Source organism: Gardnerella sp. Marseille-Q9691 (assembly GCF_046507715.1).
GTDB lineage: Bacteria > Actinomycetota > Actinomycetes > Actinomycetales > Bifidobacteriaceae > Bifidobacterium > Bifidobacterium greenwoodii.
Window position 1 is genome coordinate 268,986 of sequence record NZ_JBKFXI010000002.1, and the last position, 17,055, is coordinate 286,040.

Genomic DNA, 17,055 nt, shown 5'->3' on the forward strand with positions numbered 1-17,055 from the left:
GTACCGCGAAATTAGCACTCTAACAACTCGAGTGCTAATCTTTTAAGAAAATTTTTAGAAAATTCTTAAATTAGGCATTGCGACGAGCTAAAACTTCGCGCAGATTTGCAACTCCCAGTGAGTCTGCAGAGCTTTCCGGAGCTTCTACTTGACTTGCTTGCTCTTCTGCGTGGAATTGCAAAGAAGTTGACTTTAGTGAATTTTTAGCATTCTTAGATTTAGAAGTCTTAGCGCTTTTAGCAGCTTTAGATTTAGCAGGCTTAACCACAGGTATTGCTTTAGCAACCTGCTTAGTTGACTTGATTTCCAAGCTTTCCGGAGCTTTTGCCACAACAGAAGAATTGCTTAAATCAGACTTTGTGTCGCTTCCAAGAGAGAATGAAATCAAATCTTGATTATTTTCGATAGCGGAAATATCTTCGGCAGCGTTTTCAGGAACGTTTTCAGCAGCATTTTCAGCATTTTCAGCATTTTCAGTTGCTTCACTTCTTGCAAGAAGAGCCGCATTACGCTCCTCTTGAGCACGCATTAACGCAACTTTAATTTCGCCCTTTTCCATAACGGAAGTTGCGGTATCGTCTCGAGAAGAATGTTGCTCAGCTGATTCTGAAGGTTCACTCTTCAAAGATTGTTTCTTCAAAGACTGTTTCTTCGAAGGTTCAAGTTTCAAAGATTCACTATTCAAAGACTTGTTGTGCAAAGAATCATTCGCTAAATCTACAGATTCCAAAGATTCAGCACGCATCTTAGCTACGCGCGCTTCCCATTCGCGAGCATGCTTAGCTGCACGAGAACCGAAATAAAGCACTGCAGCCAGCATAGTTCCTGGAATAAGCACAAAGGCTGGCGAAAACGCTCCAGAGCACCCAACTATAAACACAAGAACTGTTAAAACAGCAAGAGCACCAACCAATACGCAACGGCGACGAATAGCGGCTCGTCTTGCAGCACGAATACGCGCAATACGTTCAGGAGTTAATGTTCGTTTTCGTTGAGTCGGTTGCATACAAGCCCCTTTTGCCAACATACCTGTGCCGTCACAAATGCGCGCAGCACTCCACTCACCTACAAGATGTAGTGTTGGTGAAAACCTATCCTCGCGATGCTCAAGCATGGTCTTCATGCCATTAACCGTGCGTTTAGGCAACCACCCGAACCATAAGGCTACGAGGATGATTAACACAATTAGTGCGCTAACCGATTCATAACCCATATCTATTAATATAAAGACGTCTAAGGATGTGTAGCAATATAAACGCGTCGGCGTGTCGCCAAAATGTGGGAATATGCAATCTTTCTTCACACAACATGCTGTGTTATAGCTAACGGTTATTAACGTGCTTCATAGCAACAATCGCAAGTGAAGGGTTCACAGACTGAGCTTGCAACAAGCGTAAAGCGTCTGCAGCAGGCATGGCAAGAGTCGTAGTATTCTGCTGATCTTGAGAAGATTGTTGACTTTTAGCTATTCGCATTACAATAACGTGATTAACAACATCTACATATCTTCTATCAATCTGCGTAATATCAGTTTCTTCAGATTCTTCAGATTCTTCGTCGCTACTTTCGCTATTTTTACTACTTTCGTTATTTTTACTACTTTTGCTTGCAGAACTGCCGACTTCCTGAGCATTCTCACCATTTTTTGTAGAATCGTCCGACTTTTCACCCTCTTCTTGAACAGGCTTACTAAAAGCAAGATCTACCTCTTCTCCGGGTATTATCGTGTGATCTGTGCTAGATAAATGCACAGCAATCGAAGTAAAGCCTTCAGGAATATCCGGCACATGACTTACAGCATTTTGCAAAATTGGCATACCAGTTTTAATTTCGCAAGTTGCAATAAGCGCATTGCGCGAGTTTATTCGCCCAGCAAGCGCATAACGAAACACAGAATGCTGCGGAACTCGAATGTAATTAACATCCGTTTCGCGGATTTTAGATCCTTGATGAATATTACGAGCAGCTACTGGTATTACTTGCGTAGCTTGGGAATCAATAATTGTAGACACCACTAGCAAAGACATGATTGCCGCACATAAAATAACAATAATTTTCCGCACAAAATCATGTTGGCGTCTTTTAACCAATGCGCTAGAACGGTCGGAGCGCTGAAACCCCGAGAATAAAGAAAAACGTGTACTCATAACATGCATTTTTACGTAAGCAAAAGAGTCACGCAATAAAAATTGCGCGTTGTGGATAAAACCTATCAACGCGCAAATAAAGCGTAAGCAAAACGCAAATAAAGTGCTTTTATTTACTTATCAGTTCTGTAAAAGCCTTTGCCTTTAAAATTGATTGGAGGAGCAGAATACACTTTGCGCACAGTGTTTTTGCCGCACTGAGGGCAAATAGTAATAGGTTCATCCGAAAATGATTGATGTTCAGAAAAATCGTATCCGCATTCTTTACAACGGTAATGATAAGTAGGCAAAAGTTCCTCCGAAGTTTCACAAATGTAAGACAAAAACTTACTGTTCCTTCAAATATCCTATTATACGCCGTGACAGCCGAGGCAAACTCATAAGTTTATTGGCAAACTAGCGAGAGCGACTAGTTTCGTCCGCGCTCAGAAAACACAGCCCAATGCGGCGGAAGCTCGCTTAAAATGCGATTATCGTCGTCCAAAGCACGCTGCTCTTTCGTAAGTTCATCAGAAGGCTCTAGTTTTACGCCATCGGCATCAAAAAGCTCAGAGCCTTCACGCACTACTCTTACAGATTTGCGCGGAGAGCGTCGATTAGGATCATAATCGCTCATTCGTTGTCACCATACAATTCACCGAGCCTTGAAACAACGCGGTCAACTTCTTTTTCTGGATTAACGAATGCACCAACGCTCCAAACAGTCATAACAGACCATCCAAGAGCTTCCAAATCTTGAATCATCATACGATGACGTTCACGAGTGGACTGAATACTCATAAATTGCGCATCATCAGTAAGCACAGCCAAAGCAAATGGCTTATCTGCAAGACCAACAACAAGCGGAATACGAACGCCGTTATCGAAACCATAATTAACTGCTACATTTAATCCGCGCGAACGAATACGCTCAGCTAAATCAGTAAATAGCACATTATTTTGAGCAGATAAAGCCGCAACCTGCGCTTCAACATCATGAGCATCTTCCGGACGCAAAGGCTTATCGCTTAACTGCTCAGCCCACTGCAACAAAGTCTTAAGCAGCTTTGGACCATCCTGATGCAAACGCTCATCATCCATATCTTTGGAAGTAAATGCGCTAACAATATCAAGATGCCTACGAGCCAAAGCAAGCGCATCCAAAAGCATACACTTGCCGTCTTCTTCTTCCAGCAAACCAAATTGCTGAAGCAAACGTCCGTGAGAAGTTTTTGCGTAGCACAGAGACAGAATAACATCCGTAGCAATAGCTCCGGAAGCTTCGTGAACACTCATTAAACGCACATGACGCAAGAATCGAGCCATATTTTCATCTTTAATAGACAAAGACTTCAATTCTGAACCCAAACGACTGCGGAATACGTTTGTTAAAGTCACAACCACAAGCATGTAGCTTGAAGGAACAACAGTGAAAGTCTTCGCGCGCTGACGAATAAGATCCACCACTTCGTCAATTTCGCGCTGGCTGCTTTCAATCAGTCCGGAAGACAGCACTGGAACGCCTGTAGCATCAACCTGATGCAAACGCACCTTGCCTTGCAAGCGTTCAACAGGAACATCGTGACGCAACTTTCCGTAACCGTGCTCTTCCAAGAATCGAGCCAAGCGCAAAGAACGCCTTGTAGCGCGAGAAACAACCGTAACAGACGGCAGAATAGAAATAAGCTTACGCAAGCTTTCGGAGCTTACAGTCTGCTTATGCGCAAGAACAACTACTTGCGAAGCGCGAGCCAAAATAGAGAATAATTCAATATTTGATATATGCTCTGCAGAATCAATAATTACAGTGTCTACAATAGGGCCAAGCGGAGTCATCATAGTAAGCGTTGATGGCATAGCCACTAAGATTGGCTTTGCAGCAAGCAAAATCTCAGCATAATTGCGCAAAAGCTTGTTAAATGTTATTCCGGAACGGTTGCTTGCAAGCATAGTGTGCAGTTGATTTGCTTCCTGAGTATGCGAGAACAGCAATTCGCACAAATGCCTCATAGCTTCTTGCTGAACCATCGGTCCAATAGAACGCACATGCTCAGTATCTACTTGCACAAAACGATCCGAAGCATCCTGCATAGCAGAACCATCTTGATGCGAAATAATCGCAGAAGAATTGACAATATCTTCAAAAACGGTAGTCCACCAAGCAAGCTGCAACTCGCCATCAAGAGCATCTCCTGTAACATGACGATGACGCAAATCGCTTACTAAATCAAGCAAACCAGCCTTGCTAAATTCACTTTCCAACTTGCAGCGACCTGGAAGAGTATCAAGAGATGCGCGATCGTCGTGCAAATCCTGCAAACGTGCCTCAAGTTGCGCAAACTCAATATTTTCAAGATCTGCACCTTGACGAGTTGTAGACAATACTGCGTCAAGAGCCACCAGATTCCTAGATAATACTTCTTGAGTATTTACCAATTCGTCTAATTTTGGCGGCAAAACAGGCCATCCGCCGTGAGGCACAAAAGTACGCCACTGAGCAGCCTGCTGAGCAACAATCTTCAAAGCTTCATGCAAGTCGTCAACCTTAGCTCCAACTCTAAGCAAACTACGAGCCTCTCGCACGTGACGACGACGCTCCCAGAAGCCCATAATCGTGCCTTCAGCTTTTCTAACAGCTTTCGGCTTACTAGCTTCAATCATTGCGTCCAAATCGCGCTCAAAAATTTCAGGTTGGAACACGTCGAGCACGCGTCGCAAATTCTTCAAAACTGTAACTTGTCTGCTCCATTCGCGCGCAGTTGTTGGAACAGGGAATCCGCAGCTTTGAACAGTGCTTTTAACCTGCTCGCGAGTAGCAGGAAGTAGCTTAAGAAGCACGTCTACTATTCGCTGATACACCGATACAGCTTCGTTTTCGTCGTAAATAGAAGCGCCAAACCACGGAGTATCTTCAGGATTAATATTAAATTCACCAAGCTCGTCCGCTTGATGGAATTTTTGCAACCAAGTATCGATTTGACCAGTAATTGCATGAGCTGCAGCAACGTCTAAACGCACGTGCGTAGAAGGATGCGTTGGGAGCATAGCAATTGCAGCAAGATTTTGTATTGTTTGATACGCCGACACTCCCCAAGTTTCATTAACTCCGTGAAGGTCACCTAAATAGCGAGTAAGACGCGAGCGCACACCAACTAATTCGTCGGCAACCTGCTCAAAACGCGATGTTGCAACGCTTTGACGCGCTCCAACTGCAGAAATAAGCTGCGAATCAACATGCTTGGCAATGTGCCCATCTGCAACGTCTAATGCTAGTGAAGAAATTTCATGCGTATTAAGCGTATAGCGGAACCTACGCTGCTGTTCAATCACATTTGGCACATACAAAACCGAGCGCCCTGCAAGAACTGAGCGCGAAGCGATTGCGGCAGCAATAGCGGCCGAATCCGAGCCGGAATCAATATTAACGAATAACGAGTTTCCGGAAGAAACAAGATCTGCAGCATAGCGAACAGTGTTATCAACATCTCCAACTTCGCACTCACCATGTGGATCTGCATCAAAAGGACTATATTCCGGCTTATTATCAGCGTTAATCGCTTGTATTGAACGCTCATCTCCTGCCATAGCGTCAATAAGCATATTTCCAACATTGCCGGAGTGTAAAGCGTTAAGAATTTGCTCACTTTCCGCCACAAAACGAGACCCTGCATCCGTAAAGCATCCAAGTACAATATCTCGCTCAATGTCGAAATCTGGGAAAGAAGTGCGCGCTTTCTTGCAAATAGCGTCAAAAACAACAGAAGTTTCTGGAGTACCGCTTTCGTATTGAGAACCGTCGAACAGCACATCCTCACGAAGCTCAACTCCGCGAGCACTCAAACGCTGAACAAGCGCATGGTTTAGCCCAACACTACCGGAGAAGTAAATAGTTGCTGCAGTTTCGTCTTGATTAGTATCTCGAACTACATGCACCGGGTATGTGAGAACTGGAACATGATTGCCATTCCACGATGCAACTCCAACAACCAAAGAAAGCTCAGATACGCCGCTTTCGTGCGCTTTTGCGTCGCGGTCTTCAAAAACGCGATCCAATCTACGCCCAGCAGCACGCAACATTCCAGCATCACGGAATAAAGCTTTTAACGTTACTTTTCCACTTGCAAAAAGTTGCGCTATTCCAGAAGGATGTGCGTGAGTAAGCTCTAATTGCGCTGCAAGTTGCGTAATATCTTCTAGCGGAGAAGGAGATAGCTGAGACTGATACTGCTGCTTCCAGGCAACAATATTTTTTATTGCGCTGCTTCGAGCACTTACTTGTGAATTGTTTTGATCAACGCTGTTCTCAACGTTTTGATCAACATTTTGCTCAACGCTGTTCTCAACGTTTTGCTCGCCATTCTGCTCGCTGTTTGCCTCACTCATTTTCCCACCTACTCACTTACTGTTCAATAGCTTTACGGTATGCACTATAACCGCTGTTACGCGCAAGTGCTGCATCTACATCCGCATTGCCTTGTGCTGCAAGCCAAGCGTATAAGTCGTCGTACAATCCAGGATTTGAAGCTAAGTATGGCAGCAATTCGGAATGTTGAGCCATTTCAAATTGCTTTGAAAAATCTGTGCTTTCTTCTGCTTCTTTAGAAGTGAATCCGCCAGCCTCTACAATATTTTGCTGAGCGTCGAACTCACCTTTCGATACTTTTTCAAATACGGATCCTGGTTCAAAAGCAGGAGTATAAGATGCGTCGGAATCAATACCACTAATATCGCTAATATCGCTAATATCAATACTTGTGGCCGTGAAGCGCGAATCAAGCGGACCTATATTTGTGTAATTTTCGTACGCTTTATTAGAGTCTTCGTGAGTTAAGTAATATCGATTACCCTCTAATGGATTTGATGCGGTGTTGGAAGGCTTGATTTCAGCTGGTTCTGTTTCAGCCGATTCGGTTTCAGGTGATTCGGTTTCAGCTGATTCAACTTTATCTGATTCTGTTTCATAGGACTCAGCTTGAGCGGATTCTGCTTGAGATTGCTCTGCCTGAAGAGGCTCTACATTAAGAGGTTCTGCTTGAAGCGGTTCTGCTTGAGATTGCGCAACTTGAGCATTTTCGATCTCTGCTTGAGCATTTTCACTTTCCGCTCGAGCGTCCGCAAACAAATTACGCGGCTCAACAGGCGCTTCCTGCTGCTCCAAAACAACAGGAACTGTTACATCGTGATTAATTGGTGCAGCATTGATCGGATCTGAATCAACCGACGCAGAGTCAGCCGACGCATCATCAACCGACGCAGTACCCTCAAGCGCATCCTTAATAGATTGGCCTTTTTGCCAAGACAATCCAGGCTCCGACACCGACTGTGCGTGGAAAATTCCAGTCGGCTCGCCCGCACGCAAATCAAGAATCTGATCTACCGACAAGCCAGACGCGGCAGGCTCTTCATGCTTTTCATCATCAGTGGCATAGGAGAATAAGTCGCGCACATTACTATGCTCTTCTTCCTGAACTTCATCTTCTACGCGCACAAAATCAACAGGAACATCGCCAAACTGCATTCGCATTAAACTGTCTGGAAGCTGGAAATCAACATCTGGATCAAGTCGCAACAAATCACCGTTTGAGCCAACTAAGTAAGTTCCGTTTGTTGAATGTAAATCGCGTATTGTTGCCACGCCTTTAGGATCAACAATGAGTAGCGCATGGCGCTTAGACATAGAACGCTTATTATCTACTATGTCAATGCGCTTAAATCCATCTTCACGCAATGGGCGTATAGGCTTTCTACCAATCTCAACCGACTGGCCTGCTCCAATGCGCGCCTGCTCAACACCGCCTACTGTAATCATCCAGCGCTGCACGACTTGTCGCTCACTCACGTGATCTGCTCCCTTCAGAAAACATACACTACCTTCTATTGTGTCATGCTTTGTGTATATTGCGCTACTTTTTATTGATTTTTCGCATAAAAATGTTACATATTTACGTAGCCGACCTAAACTACTCACGCGCGTGACGTTTTGGTCGGATTTTCTTGCGTAGGCGACATAAACTACTCGACGCTGAGTCGTTTTGGCCGAAATCTTCCGCAAAAGCGCAAATATTACACGTTGAAACAACTGGCAGATTGATAAAAGTAAAGCCAGAAGTTCATCAACAATCACATAAAAGCATCCCCCCCCCCCCGTAGCCAAGAATAAACGACATTAATCAAAAATCAACTAAAAACAGCATAATAAACACTTGATAGCTCTAACACAAATAATACTCACGCTTTACATTAGTAACGCAATGCATTACTATAGTTCTATGGAAACCAGAGAAAAGGAACTTAATAACTACTTGAGCACTCCTGGCGAAATTTTGCGCGAAGAATTTATGGAACCGCTTAAAATCAGCTCATACAAACTTTCTCACACTATCGGTGTATCCCAAACAGCAATCGGAGAAATCTTAAACGGCAAACGCGCAATCAGCGTAGCAATGGCATACAAGCTATCTAAAGCTTTTAGAACAACTCCCAATTTTTGGCTCAATCTCCAACTCAACTACGACATTCTGCGATTTGACGAATCCAGCATAGGCAAGATACAGCCACTCGTTTCGGCGTAGATTATTACACAGATAAGTGCCAAATTATAGCTAAATCTTTACTTATTTTCCCATAATCAACAATGTTTTCAACGCGAATGCCGTCGTAATCATCGTCCAAAGCCTTGCTCAAAGTAATAACCAGCTTCTCGTAATTATTCTGAATCTTACTTAACTTATAAATACTATGTCTTAAACTTTGATTTTTTACAAGTTTAGGTTATTCGTGACCTAAACTTTGATTTTTTACAAGTTTAGGTTATTCGTGACCTAAACTTTTGATTTTTAGAAGTTTAGGTTATCAATGACCTAAACTTTTGATTTTTAATCCGTTTCGCAGCGTAGACAAAGCAGTGGCGACATAAACTACTCAACGCTTAGTCGTTTCTGTCGCATCGCACCAACAAGCAGCACTCACACCGCAGCAAACAGACGCATAAAAAGAAAGGGCCTGGAATCTGATGCCCCTAGTAGCACCAAACCCAAGCCCTTTAACAAAACCGACTCGTTTCCCTAACAAACAAGCCAGCCAAACACTCAACAGTCACGCCATCGAAAACCAGCGCACAACACTACCGTGAAGAAAGAGATTTGGCAAAACAGTAGAATCATGCAAAAGCCCGAAAGCAAACCCGCTGCAAAAACATAAAGCCCTTGCGGCACGTTGAGTGAAAGATTTAACAAGTGAGCGCACCATACTCACATACAGTGCGCTCACAAACAAATCATTAAACAATCAACACACTTAATGTGCTAAAAGCTTAGTGACGGACCTTGCGAAGAGCAACACCCATGCCAGCAAGCACGGAAGCAGCAACAGCAGCCAAAGCTACAGCAGCACCGGTCTTAGCCAATGGAGCAGCCTTCTTAGCATCAGCCTTCTTATCAGACTTCTTATCAGACTTCTTAACATCGGCCTTCTTGCCACCAAGATTGTTCAAGAACTTAGCAAAGCGTTCCTTACTTTCCTTGTAAGCCTTCTCAGCTTTAGCAAGCTCATCCTTGGCTTCCTTCTCAGTCTTAGTAGCAGCAGAAATACTATCTAAGAATGGAACATTAGTGTAGTAAGACTTACGCAAAGCAGCAGCAGCTTCATGTTCACCTTCAGCGTCAAGATAATCAGCCTGAGCCAACATATCAGCCCACTTAGCCTTCAAAGCATTCAAAGCAGCAGTAGCTTCATTAGCCTTGGACCTAGCTGCTGAAACCTCTGCAGCACCACGACCATTCAAGGTGCTCAAAGAACCATTTACAATGTCTCCCTTTTCGGAACCGTTAAGGAAGTTGTCAAAAGCCTTGGACTTATCGAGATTATCTAAAACTGCCTTATTTTCCTTAGCTTTGTTCTCTTCAACCTTTTTAGCCAACTCATCTTTATCAGCCTGTTCCTGCTTCTTAGCATTTGCAATAGCATCAGCAGGTAACTTAGCATCAGCCATTGCTGGAGCAGCAAAAGCCAAGCCGGAAACGAGGGTGGCGCCAGCAGCGAGTGCGGCGATAGCCTTCTTGTTAAACATAATATTTTCCTTTCTTCTTCTCCACCACGCTTAAAACGCAGTGAAAAAACATAAACCCACAAAATCAATCTCTTGTGGATAACTTTCAGATAGAGCATCTAGCTGAAAGCTGTTATTAACATACCCCCCCCCCGTTCGAAAAAGTCAAGAGCAGAAACAAGCAGCCAACACAGAAAATATCATCAAAATTACAAAAATATTCCAGTAAAAGCTCGTAAAACCATAAAAAATACAACAAACTACACTGTTTAATCGTAAAAAATACTATTTCAAGATTTTCAAAGATTTTTCTCAGAAAACTCTCAGGAAACTCGCCGCCGCTCCCCCACACCGCCCCCAAACCCTTGAAAAACCGCCACTCACAGCGCGACACGCGCGGAGACCACACACGCCGCAACCTCTCTCATAACCTATTCGTTACTAACGCAGATTGTCTACTGCGCAAGTAACGATAAATCGCAATTATTCGTTACTAACGCAGTCTACATACTGCACCAGTAACACATAACCGTTGTTTTCTCAGTTTGTTAGCTGAGTTAGTAACGGTATTTGGGCTATCAGTGTTACTTTCTCAGTTTGTTAGCTGAGTTAGTAACGATATTTGGGCTATCAGTGTTACTTTCTCAGTTTGTTAGCTGAGTTAGTAACGGTATTTGGGCTATCAGTGTTACTTTCTCAGTTTGTTGACTGAGTTTTTAACAGTGTTGAGACTTGTGGCTTATTCCACAGAATATTCATCAGACTAGCTTTACACACTTTTTGGCCTATAACCCATTTTCTCTGCCAACAAACGCACAACAAAAAAGGCGGCAGGAATAAATCCTACCGCCTTATTCACTATGCGCACACGCCTAAAACTGCGCTACACGCAAAGTAATAAAAAGCTAGAACTACTTAAGTTCCACGGAAGCGCCGGCCTCTTCGAGGGCAGCCTTAGCCTTCTCAGCATCTTCCTTCTTAGCCTTCTCGAGAACTGGCTTTGGAGCGCCGTCAACGAGAGCCTTAGCTTCAGCCAAGCCGAGGTTGGTCAAAGCGCGAACAGCCTTAATGACTGCAATCTTCTTGTCGCCAGCAGCGGTGAGAATGACGTCGAACTCGTCCTTCTCTTCCTCAGCAGCGCCAGCAGCAGCTGGAGCAGCGGCAACAGCGGCGACAGGGGCAGCAGCCTCGACGTCGAACTTCTCTTCAAAGGCCTTGACGAACTCAGAGAGCTCAACGAGGGTCATTTCACCAAAAGCTTCAAGAAGCTCTTCACTAGTGAGCTTAGCCATAATTGGCTTCCTTTCTTACTTGGCCAGGCACACGGTGTGCCTTACGACCATAACATTTTTATTATCGGTTGGTCTCATGCAGCAAGCTGCAAGGGAATCAAGCGGCCTTTTCCTGCTTCTCGCGCAAAGCGTCGATAGTACGCACCGTCTTGGTTGGCAATGCGTTGAACAGGTAGGCGGCCTTGGACATGGTGCCCTTGAGCGCGCCGGCCATTTCGGAAAGCAACTGTGGGCGAGACTTCAAGTCTGCAAGCTGCTTTGCACCTTCGGCATCGTAAACAGTTCCATCTGCGAAACCGCCCTTGATGACGAGAGTCTTATTCTCTTTGGCAAAATCACGCAAGGTCTTAGCAGCCTCAATGAAATCACCCTTAACGAAGGTGATTGCAGTTGGGCCGGCGAGAAGCTCGTCAAGACCTTCAATGCCCGCTTCCTTAGCAGCAATACGAGCAAGCGTGTTCTTCGCCACAGAGTAGGAAGTATCGCGGCCTAGCTTTTCACGCAGAGAAGAAATCTGCGGAACGGTAAGCCCGCGGTACTCGGTAAGGTAGACAGCGTCTGCATTACGGAAAAGTTCCGTAAGATCGGCAACTACCGCTTCCTTTTCGGGCCTCTTCATGGCGTTCCTTCCTAAATCGGCCGTCAGCTCGAAAGAAAAGCATCAAACTCAAGAAACAGAGCAATAAAAAAGCTCTGCGCACCGGCAGAGCAACATACGAAGCACACTAAGTGCTAAATAAAACTTACAACATGCTAGTTGTAAATCTTGCTCAACCTGTGCTGGCCTGACGCATCAATTTCAGGAATCTTGTGATTCCACCAACGGTCTGTGGTTTACGTTGGGTAAGTCTAATACGCCATTAGGACAATGTCAAGAGAAATACTATAGAAATAAAAAAGAGGGCATGTAATTTACATACCCTCGAATTTTTTAATTTTTACTTTTATATTTTATGTTTCACAAGTTCACTACTTGCAAAATGCACCCTTACATTAAATGCACATTTTACAGCACTGCATTAGCAACGAAATCAAGCAAGAACAGCAAGGAAACAATCCAAAGCATTGGATGAACTTCCTTAGCACGCTTCTTGCAAGTCATAACTAAGCAGTACATGATGAAGCCTGCAGCGATGCCGTAAGAAATAGAGTAAGAGAACGCCATAAATACGGCAGCAAAGAATGCAGGAATTGCTTCGGAAATATCGTCCCAAGCAATTTCCTTCAAGGAGCTTGCCATCATGCAACCAACAACAACAAGCACGCCTGCAGTTGCTGCAGCAGGAACTGCAGAAGCAAAAGGCGCAAGAACAATAGAAAGCGCGAAGCAAATAGATACGACTACGGAAGTCAAACCAGTGCGACCACCGGCACCAATACCAGCAGCAGATTCTACATAAGTAGTGGTGTTAGAAGTACCGCAAATTGCGCCAACAGAAGTAGCAATAGAATCAGCAAACAATGCGCGATCCATCTTGGAGCTAAATCCGGAGCCGTTTTCAAGAGCCTTTTCGTCAGCCTCAGAGAAGATACCTGTACGACGGCCAGTACCAATAAAGGTGCCGAGAGTGTCAAAAGTATCCGACATTGAGAATGCGAAAATAGTTACCAACACAAGCGGCAAACGAGCAGGATCAGCAAACAAAGATGCAAAACCCTTATCGCTAAAAATAGCACCGAAAGTAGTTGGAAGCTGAGCAAAAGCGTCAGTAACAGACACTGCATTGTTCAAAGAAGTCAATCCCAAAGGAATACCAATTAAAGAAGTTGCAATAATTGTAATAAGCAAGCTTGCGCGAACTTTAAGAACTGTAAGAACAATAGCAAAAAGAAGTCCAATAAGGAATAACCAAAGCACAGGGTTATTCATAACAGCAAGACCTGGAATAGCAGCAGTTGGTTTACTCTTTGCAGCGGCGGCAGGATCCTTGGAAGTAAAAGTAATCAAACCAACGCTCATCATGCCAACATAAGCCACAAATAAACCAATGCCACCGCCGATTGCTTGTTGAAGCGAAGTCGGGATGGCACGAATAATCATTTTACGAATCTTGGTAACGGTAATAATAATGTTAATTAAACCGCACAAGAACACCATGCACATGGCCTCTTGCCAAGTAAAATGCAGGCCGAAGCAAACTGTGTAAGTAAAGAATGCGTTAAGACCCATGCCAGCAGCCTGTGCGTAAGGTACGTTAGCAAACAAGCCCATAACAAGGGTACCAATGATTGCTGCGATGATTGTAGCGAGGAAAACGCCACCTTTAGGCATGCCAGTTTGGCTTAAAATCATTGGATTTACGACGATAATATACGACATTGCGAAGAATGTAGTGAGACCTGCAGTGATCTCCGTTGATACATTCGTGCCGTTTTCTTTGAGTTGGAAGAACTTTTCCATAAACTCTCTGTTCCTTGGTTTTGACGCGCAAAAGACCATGAAAAAGCGCGGCGAAAGCACTTGAGCAATCGCGGACGCAATTACATTTGGGCATTCACGCAGAGGTTACTGCGACTCGTCGAATGAACGAAGGCATCACAAAATCTCACATAAAATTATGAAAATTGCGAAACCTTTGAACAACCGAACAGCTCTGACCTTACGCGCACGTGCTGACCAAGAAAATACACTGAAATCAAAAAAGTATATAACAAATCAGCCAAAACGGCCGGAAATATAACGCTCAGCTTCGGCATTGCGCGGATTGTTGAACATGGTAGTCGTGTCTGCAAAGTATTCCAAATGCCCCGGCCGACCTACAGCTTTCAAATTAAAGAATGCCGTGTAATCCGCAACACGCGCAGCCTGCTGCATGTTGTGAGTCACAATCACAATCGTGTAATCGTTTTTAAGCTCGTTAATTAAATCTTCTACAGCCAACGTAGAAATTGGGTCGAGCGCCGAGCAAGGCTCATCCATAAGCAAAACTTGCGGATGCACAGCAACTGCTCTAGCTATGCAAAGTCGCTGCTGCTGACCGCCCGAAAGACCAATTCCAGGCTTATCTAAGCGATCCTTAACTTCATTCCACAAGTTTGCGCCTCGCAATGCCCACTCGACTAAATCGTCAGCATCCTGCTTGGAAATCTTGCGATTATTTAAGCGAACTCCTGCAAGCACGTTTTCTCGAATAGACATAGTTGGGAAAGGATTTGGACGCTGAAAAACCATTCCAACATCGCGGCGAACTGCCACAGGGTCAACGTCTTTGCCGTATAAATCGCGGCCTTCAAGAAGAACCTGGCCTTCTACGCGAGCGCCAGGAGTAATTTCGTGCATGCGGTCTAAAGTGCGCAAAACTGTTGACTTTCCGCAGCCAGAAGGACCAATAAAAGCCGTAACTTTATTGGGCTCAATATTAATATTTACGTCTTCTACGGCAAGAAAATCACCGTAGTAAATATTTAAGTTCTTCACATCAATTCGTTGACCCATTTTATGCTCGCTTTCTAAAAAATCTATTTCGCCTTATTTCGCTTTATTTCGCCTTATTTCGCTTTATTTCGCCTTATTTCGCCTTTACAGAAAACACTCGAGCCACAACTCGCCCCAAAATATTTAGTAACAACACCAACACAATAAGCGTTAAAGCCGCAGCCCAAGCTCGCTCCATTGGAATTGTTGTAACGCAAGAAGCCGGCGCATTAGCTGGGCAATTTGCAGAAAGTTTAGAATATTCCTGATAAACGTACACAGGCAAAGTCGTCATTTGCCCGTCGAATAAGTTGAAATTCGTTGAAGCAATAAAGCCTGAAGCCATAAGAAGTGGCGCAGTTTCGCCAATAACGCGCGCAACCGCAAGAATACAGCCAGACACAATTCCCGGAAGAGCAGTGCGCAAAACGATTTTCGTAATCGTGCGCTGCTTAGTCACGCCTAAAGCTAAAGCTGCTTCGCGCAAATCGTTCGGCACAATTTTTAGCATTTCTTGAGAAGATTTAACAACCGTTGGAATCATAAGAAGAGAAAGAGCTACAGAACCTTCAAAGCCATTGATTGTGCCAGGACCTGCAAGAAGAGCAAACATTGAAAAAGCAAACAGACCGGCAACAATAGACGGAATGCCACTCATAACGTCAACAAGCAGATTAATTATGCGCGAAATTTTATTTCCCCTAGCATACTCAACCAAGTAAACAGCACACATTAGGCCAATTGGAATCGAAATAGCCATAGCTCCAAGCGTAATTTCAAGAGTTCCAATAATTGCGTGCAAAATACCGCCGTAACCGCCAGTTCCAGTAGCATTTCCGCCCACAACGTAAGTCATATTATGCGTTAAAAAGTCAAGATTTAAGCGCTTAATGCCGTTAATAATTGTTGTTAAAAGCAAGGAAGCCAAAGGAATAACTGCCACTATAAAAGACAAGAAAATCAGCACGCGCATAAGCATATCTTTGCGTTTGCGCGCGGCTATAGAAGATCTAGTTGGGCGGAATTTGTTGAAGTCAATAACCGGAGCTGCGGAATTTTCTGCGGAAGTATTTTCAATAGAAACACTTTCAGCAGAAACACTTTCGGCAGATTTATTAATTTGATTCTCCATTTATGCGCCCGCCTTTCCGGTAATTTTGCGAGCAATAAAGTTGACTGCAAAAGAAATAACGAACAAAACCAAGCCGGTTGCAATAAGCGCACTTACGCCAAGACCGTTCGCTTCCGGATACTGCGCTGCAATATTTGCGGCAATAGTTTGATTTTGAGAAGCTTTGAAAATATTGATTCCAAAAGTAAATCCAGGAGACAAAATCATCAAAACTGCCATTGTTTCGCCAAGAGCTCGACCAAGGCCAAGCATAGAAGCTGACACAATACCAGACTTTGCAAACGGCAAAACAGCTAACTTAATCATCTCCCACTTCGTAGCACCCAAAGCCAACGCACCTTCCTGCTGCAAGCGAGGAGCCTGCTGGAAAATGTCTCGAGCCATCGAAGTAATAATCGGCAAAATCATAACAGCTAAAACTAAGCTAACTGTTGCAGCACTTCTGGAAGGATTCGCAGCAGGACCGGCAAAAAATGGAATCCACCCAAAAACTTTAGAAACCCAATCCCAGAACGGATACATTGCCGGCACAAGCACCAATCCGCCCCATAAACCATAAATTACGGACGGAATTGCAGCAAGCAAATCAACAACTCCGCTTAAAAGCGGAACAATTTTTTTAGGAGCATAATACGAAATAAACAGAGCAATGCCGAGTGCCACGAAAAATGCGAACAGCAGCGCGAGCGCAGACATAAGCACAGTTCCAAAAATAAGCGGAGCTACGTAGCTTATAAAATCGTGCGCTTTGCCACCAGTAAAGTCGGAAAATACGCGACTTACCTGCGCAGGATTCCCACTTATTAGCGGCCACGCGCGAAACAGCAGGAATACTGCAACTGCAGTCAGCACAAGCAAAATCAGCATGCCACAGCTTGCAGCCACGCCTTTAAAAAGACGGTCTGCAAAATGAGTGCCTGCATAATTTTTGCTATTGCTCTCAGAAACTTGAGTAGCTTCGTTTGCAGTATACGCAACTGCTGCTGCATTTTTCGTAGAACTCAATCATTCTCCTTTTTAACTGATATTTTTCATAATATCAG

The 17,055-nt window shown here is 44.2% G+C and carries 14 protein-coding genes; 1 reads left to right on the forward strand and 13 read right to left on the reverse strand.

Features of this window, described 5'->3' with window-relative positions:
• Positions 1 to 70: 70 nt before the first annotated feature.
• The 6 genes from ACLD6A_RS04715 to ACLD6A_RS04740 form a co-directional block, all read right to left on the reverse strand.
• On the reverse strand, positions 71 to 1,006 hold the full coding sequence (locus tag ACLD6A_RS04715) for a hypothetical protein (RefSeq protein WP_410313727.1): 936 nt from the start codon (positions 1,004 to 1,006) through the stop codon (positions 71 to 73).
• Between the two features lie 316 nt (positions 1,007 to 1,322).
• Complete coding sequence (locus ACLD6A_RS04720) at positions 1,323 to 2,063, reverse strand: hypothetical protein (protein WP_410313797.1); 741 nt, start codon at positions 2,061 to 2,063, stop codon at positions 1,323 to 1,325.
• Positions 2,064 to 2,260: 197 nt separating this feature from the next.
• Positions 2,261 to 2,437, reverse strand: coding sequence for an FmdB family zinc ribbon protein (locus ACLD6A_RS04725; protein ID WP_029600038.1), 177 nt, complete (start codon positions 2,435 to 2,437; stop codon positions 2,261 to 2,263).
• A gap of 119 nt (positions 2,438 to 2,556) precedes the next feature.
• Positions 2,557 to 2,763 (reverse strand): hypothetical protein, encoded by a 207-nt coding sequence (locus ACLD6A_RS04730; protein WP_004127727.1) that lies wholly within the window; start codon positions 2,761 to 2,763, stop codon positions 2,557 to 2,559.
• On the reverse strand, positions 2,760 to 6,509 hold the full coding sequence (locus tag ACLD6A_RS04735) for a helicase (RefSeq protein ID WP_410313728.1): 3,750 nt from the start codon (positions 6,507 to 6,509) through the stop codon (positions 2,760 to 2,762). The genes ACLD6A_RS04730 and ACLD6A_RS04735 overlap by 4 nt, the downstream gene beginning before the upstream one ends.
• 16 nt (positions 6,510 to 6,525) lie before the next feature.
• Positions 6,526 to 7,965, reverse strand: coding sequence for an FHA domain-containing protein (locus ACLD6A_RS04740; protein ID WP_410313729.1), 1,440 nt, complete (start codon positions 7,963 to 7,965; stop codon positions 6,526 to 6,528).
• 430 nt (positions 7,966 to 8,395) lie between these two features.
• Between ACLD6A_RS04740 and ACLD6A_RS04745 the strand changes: the two genes are divergently transcribed.
• The gene (locus ACLD6A_RS04745) at positions 8,396 to 8,698 is read left to right on the forward strand and encodes a HigA family addiction module antitoxin (RefSeq protein ID WP_410313730.1); all 303 of its coding nucleotides are present in this window, start codon (positions 8,396 to 8,398) and stop codon (positions 8,696 to 8,698) included.
• Between the two features lie 740 nt (positions 8,699 to 9,438).
• On the opposite strand, the gene ACLD6A_RS04750 is transcribed toward ACLD6A_RS04745, so the two are convergent.
• The 7 genes from ACLD6A_RS04750 to pstC form a co-directional block, all read right to left on the reverse strand.
• Positions 9,439 to 10,194, reverse strand: coding sequence for a hypothetical protein (locus tag ACLD6A_RS04750; protein WP_004134238.1), 756 nt, complete (start codon positions 10,192 to 10,194; stop codon positions 9,439 to 9,441).
• Positions 10,195 to 11,084: 890 nt separating this feature from the next.
• Positions 11,085 to 11,465, reverse strand: a complete 381-nt coding sequence (gene rplL, locus ACLD6A_RS04755) for a 50S ribosomal protein L7/L12 (RefSeq protein ID WP_004134236.1) — start codon at positions 11,463 to 11,465, stop codon at positions 11,085 to 11,087.
• A 97-nt stretch (positions 11,466 to 11,562) separates the two neighbouring features.
• Positions 11,563 to 12,084, reverse strand: coding sequence for a 50S ribosomal protein L10 (rplJ, locus tag ACLD6A_RS04760; protein WP_004129547.1), 522 nt, complete (start codon positions 12,082 to 12,084; stop codon positions 11,563 to 11,565).
• Between the two features lie 387 nt (positions 12,085 to 12,471).
• Positions 12,472 to 13,866 (reverse strand): NCS2 family permease, encoded by a 1,395-nt coding sequence (locus tag ACLD6A_RS04765; protein ID WP_019260703.1) that lies wholly within the window; start codon positions 13,864 to 13,866, stop codon positions 12,472 to 12,474.
• Positions 13,867 to 14,121: 255 nt separating this feature from the next.
• Positions 14,122 to 14,901, reverse strand: a complete 780-nt coding sequence (pstB, locus tag ACLD6A_RS04770) for a phosphate ABC transporter ATP-binding protein PstB (protein ID WP_019260702.1) — start codon at positions 14,899 to 14,901, stop codon at positions 14,122 to 14,124.
• Between the two features lie 73 nt (positions 14,902 to 14,974).
• Positions 14,975 to 16,012, reverse strand: coding sequence for a phosphate ABC transporter permease PstA (pstA, locus tag ACLD6A_RS04775; RefSeq protein WP_019260701.1), 1,038 nt, complete (start codon positions 16,010 to 16,012; stop codon positions 14,975 to 14,977).
• Entirely contained in the window at positions 16,013 to 17,017 is a 1,005-nt protein-coding gene (gene pstC, locus ACLD6A_RS04780) for a phosphate ABC transporter permease subunit PstC (RefSeq protein ID WP_004135769.1), read from the reverse strand.
• Positions 17,018 to 17,055 lie beyond the last annotated feature (38 nt).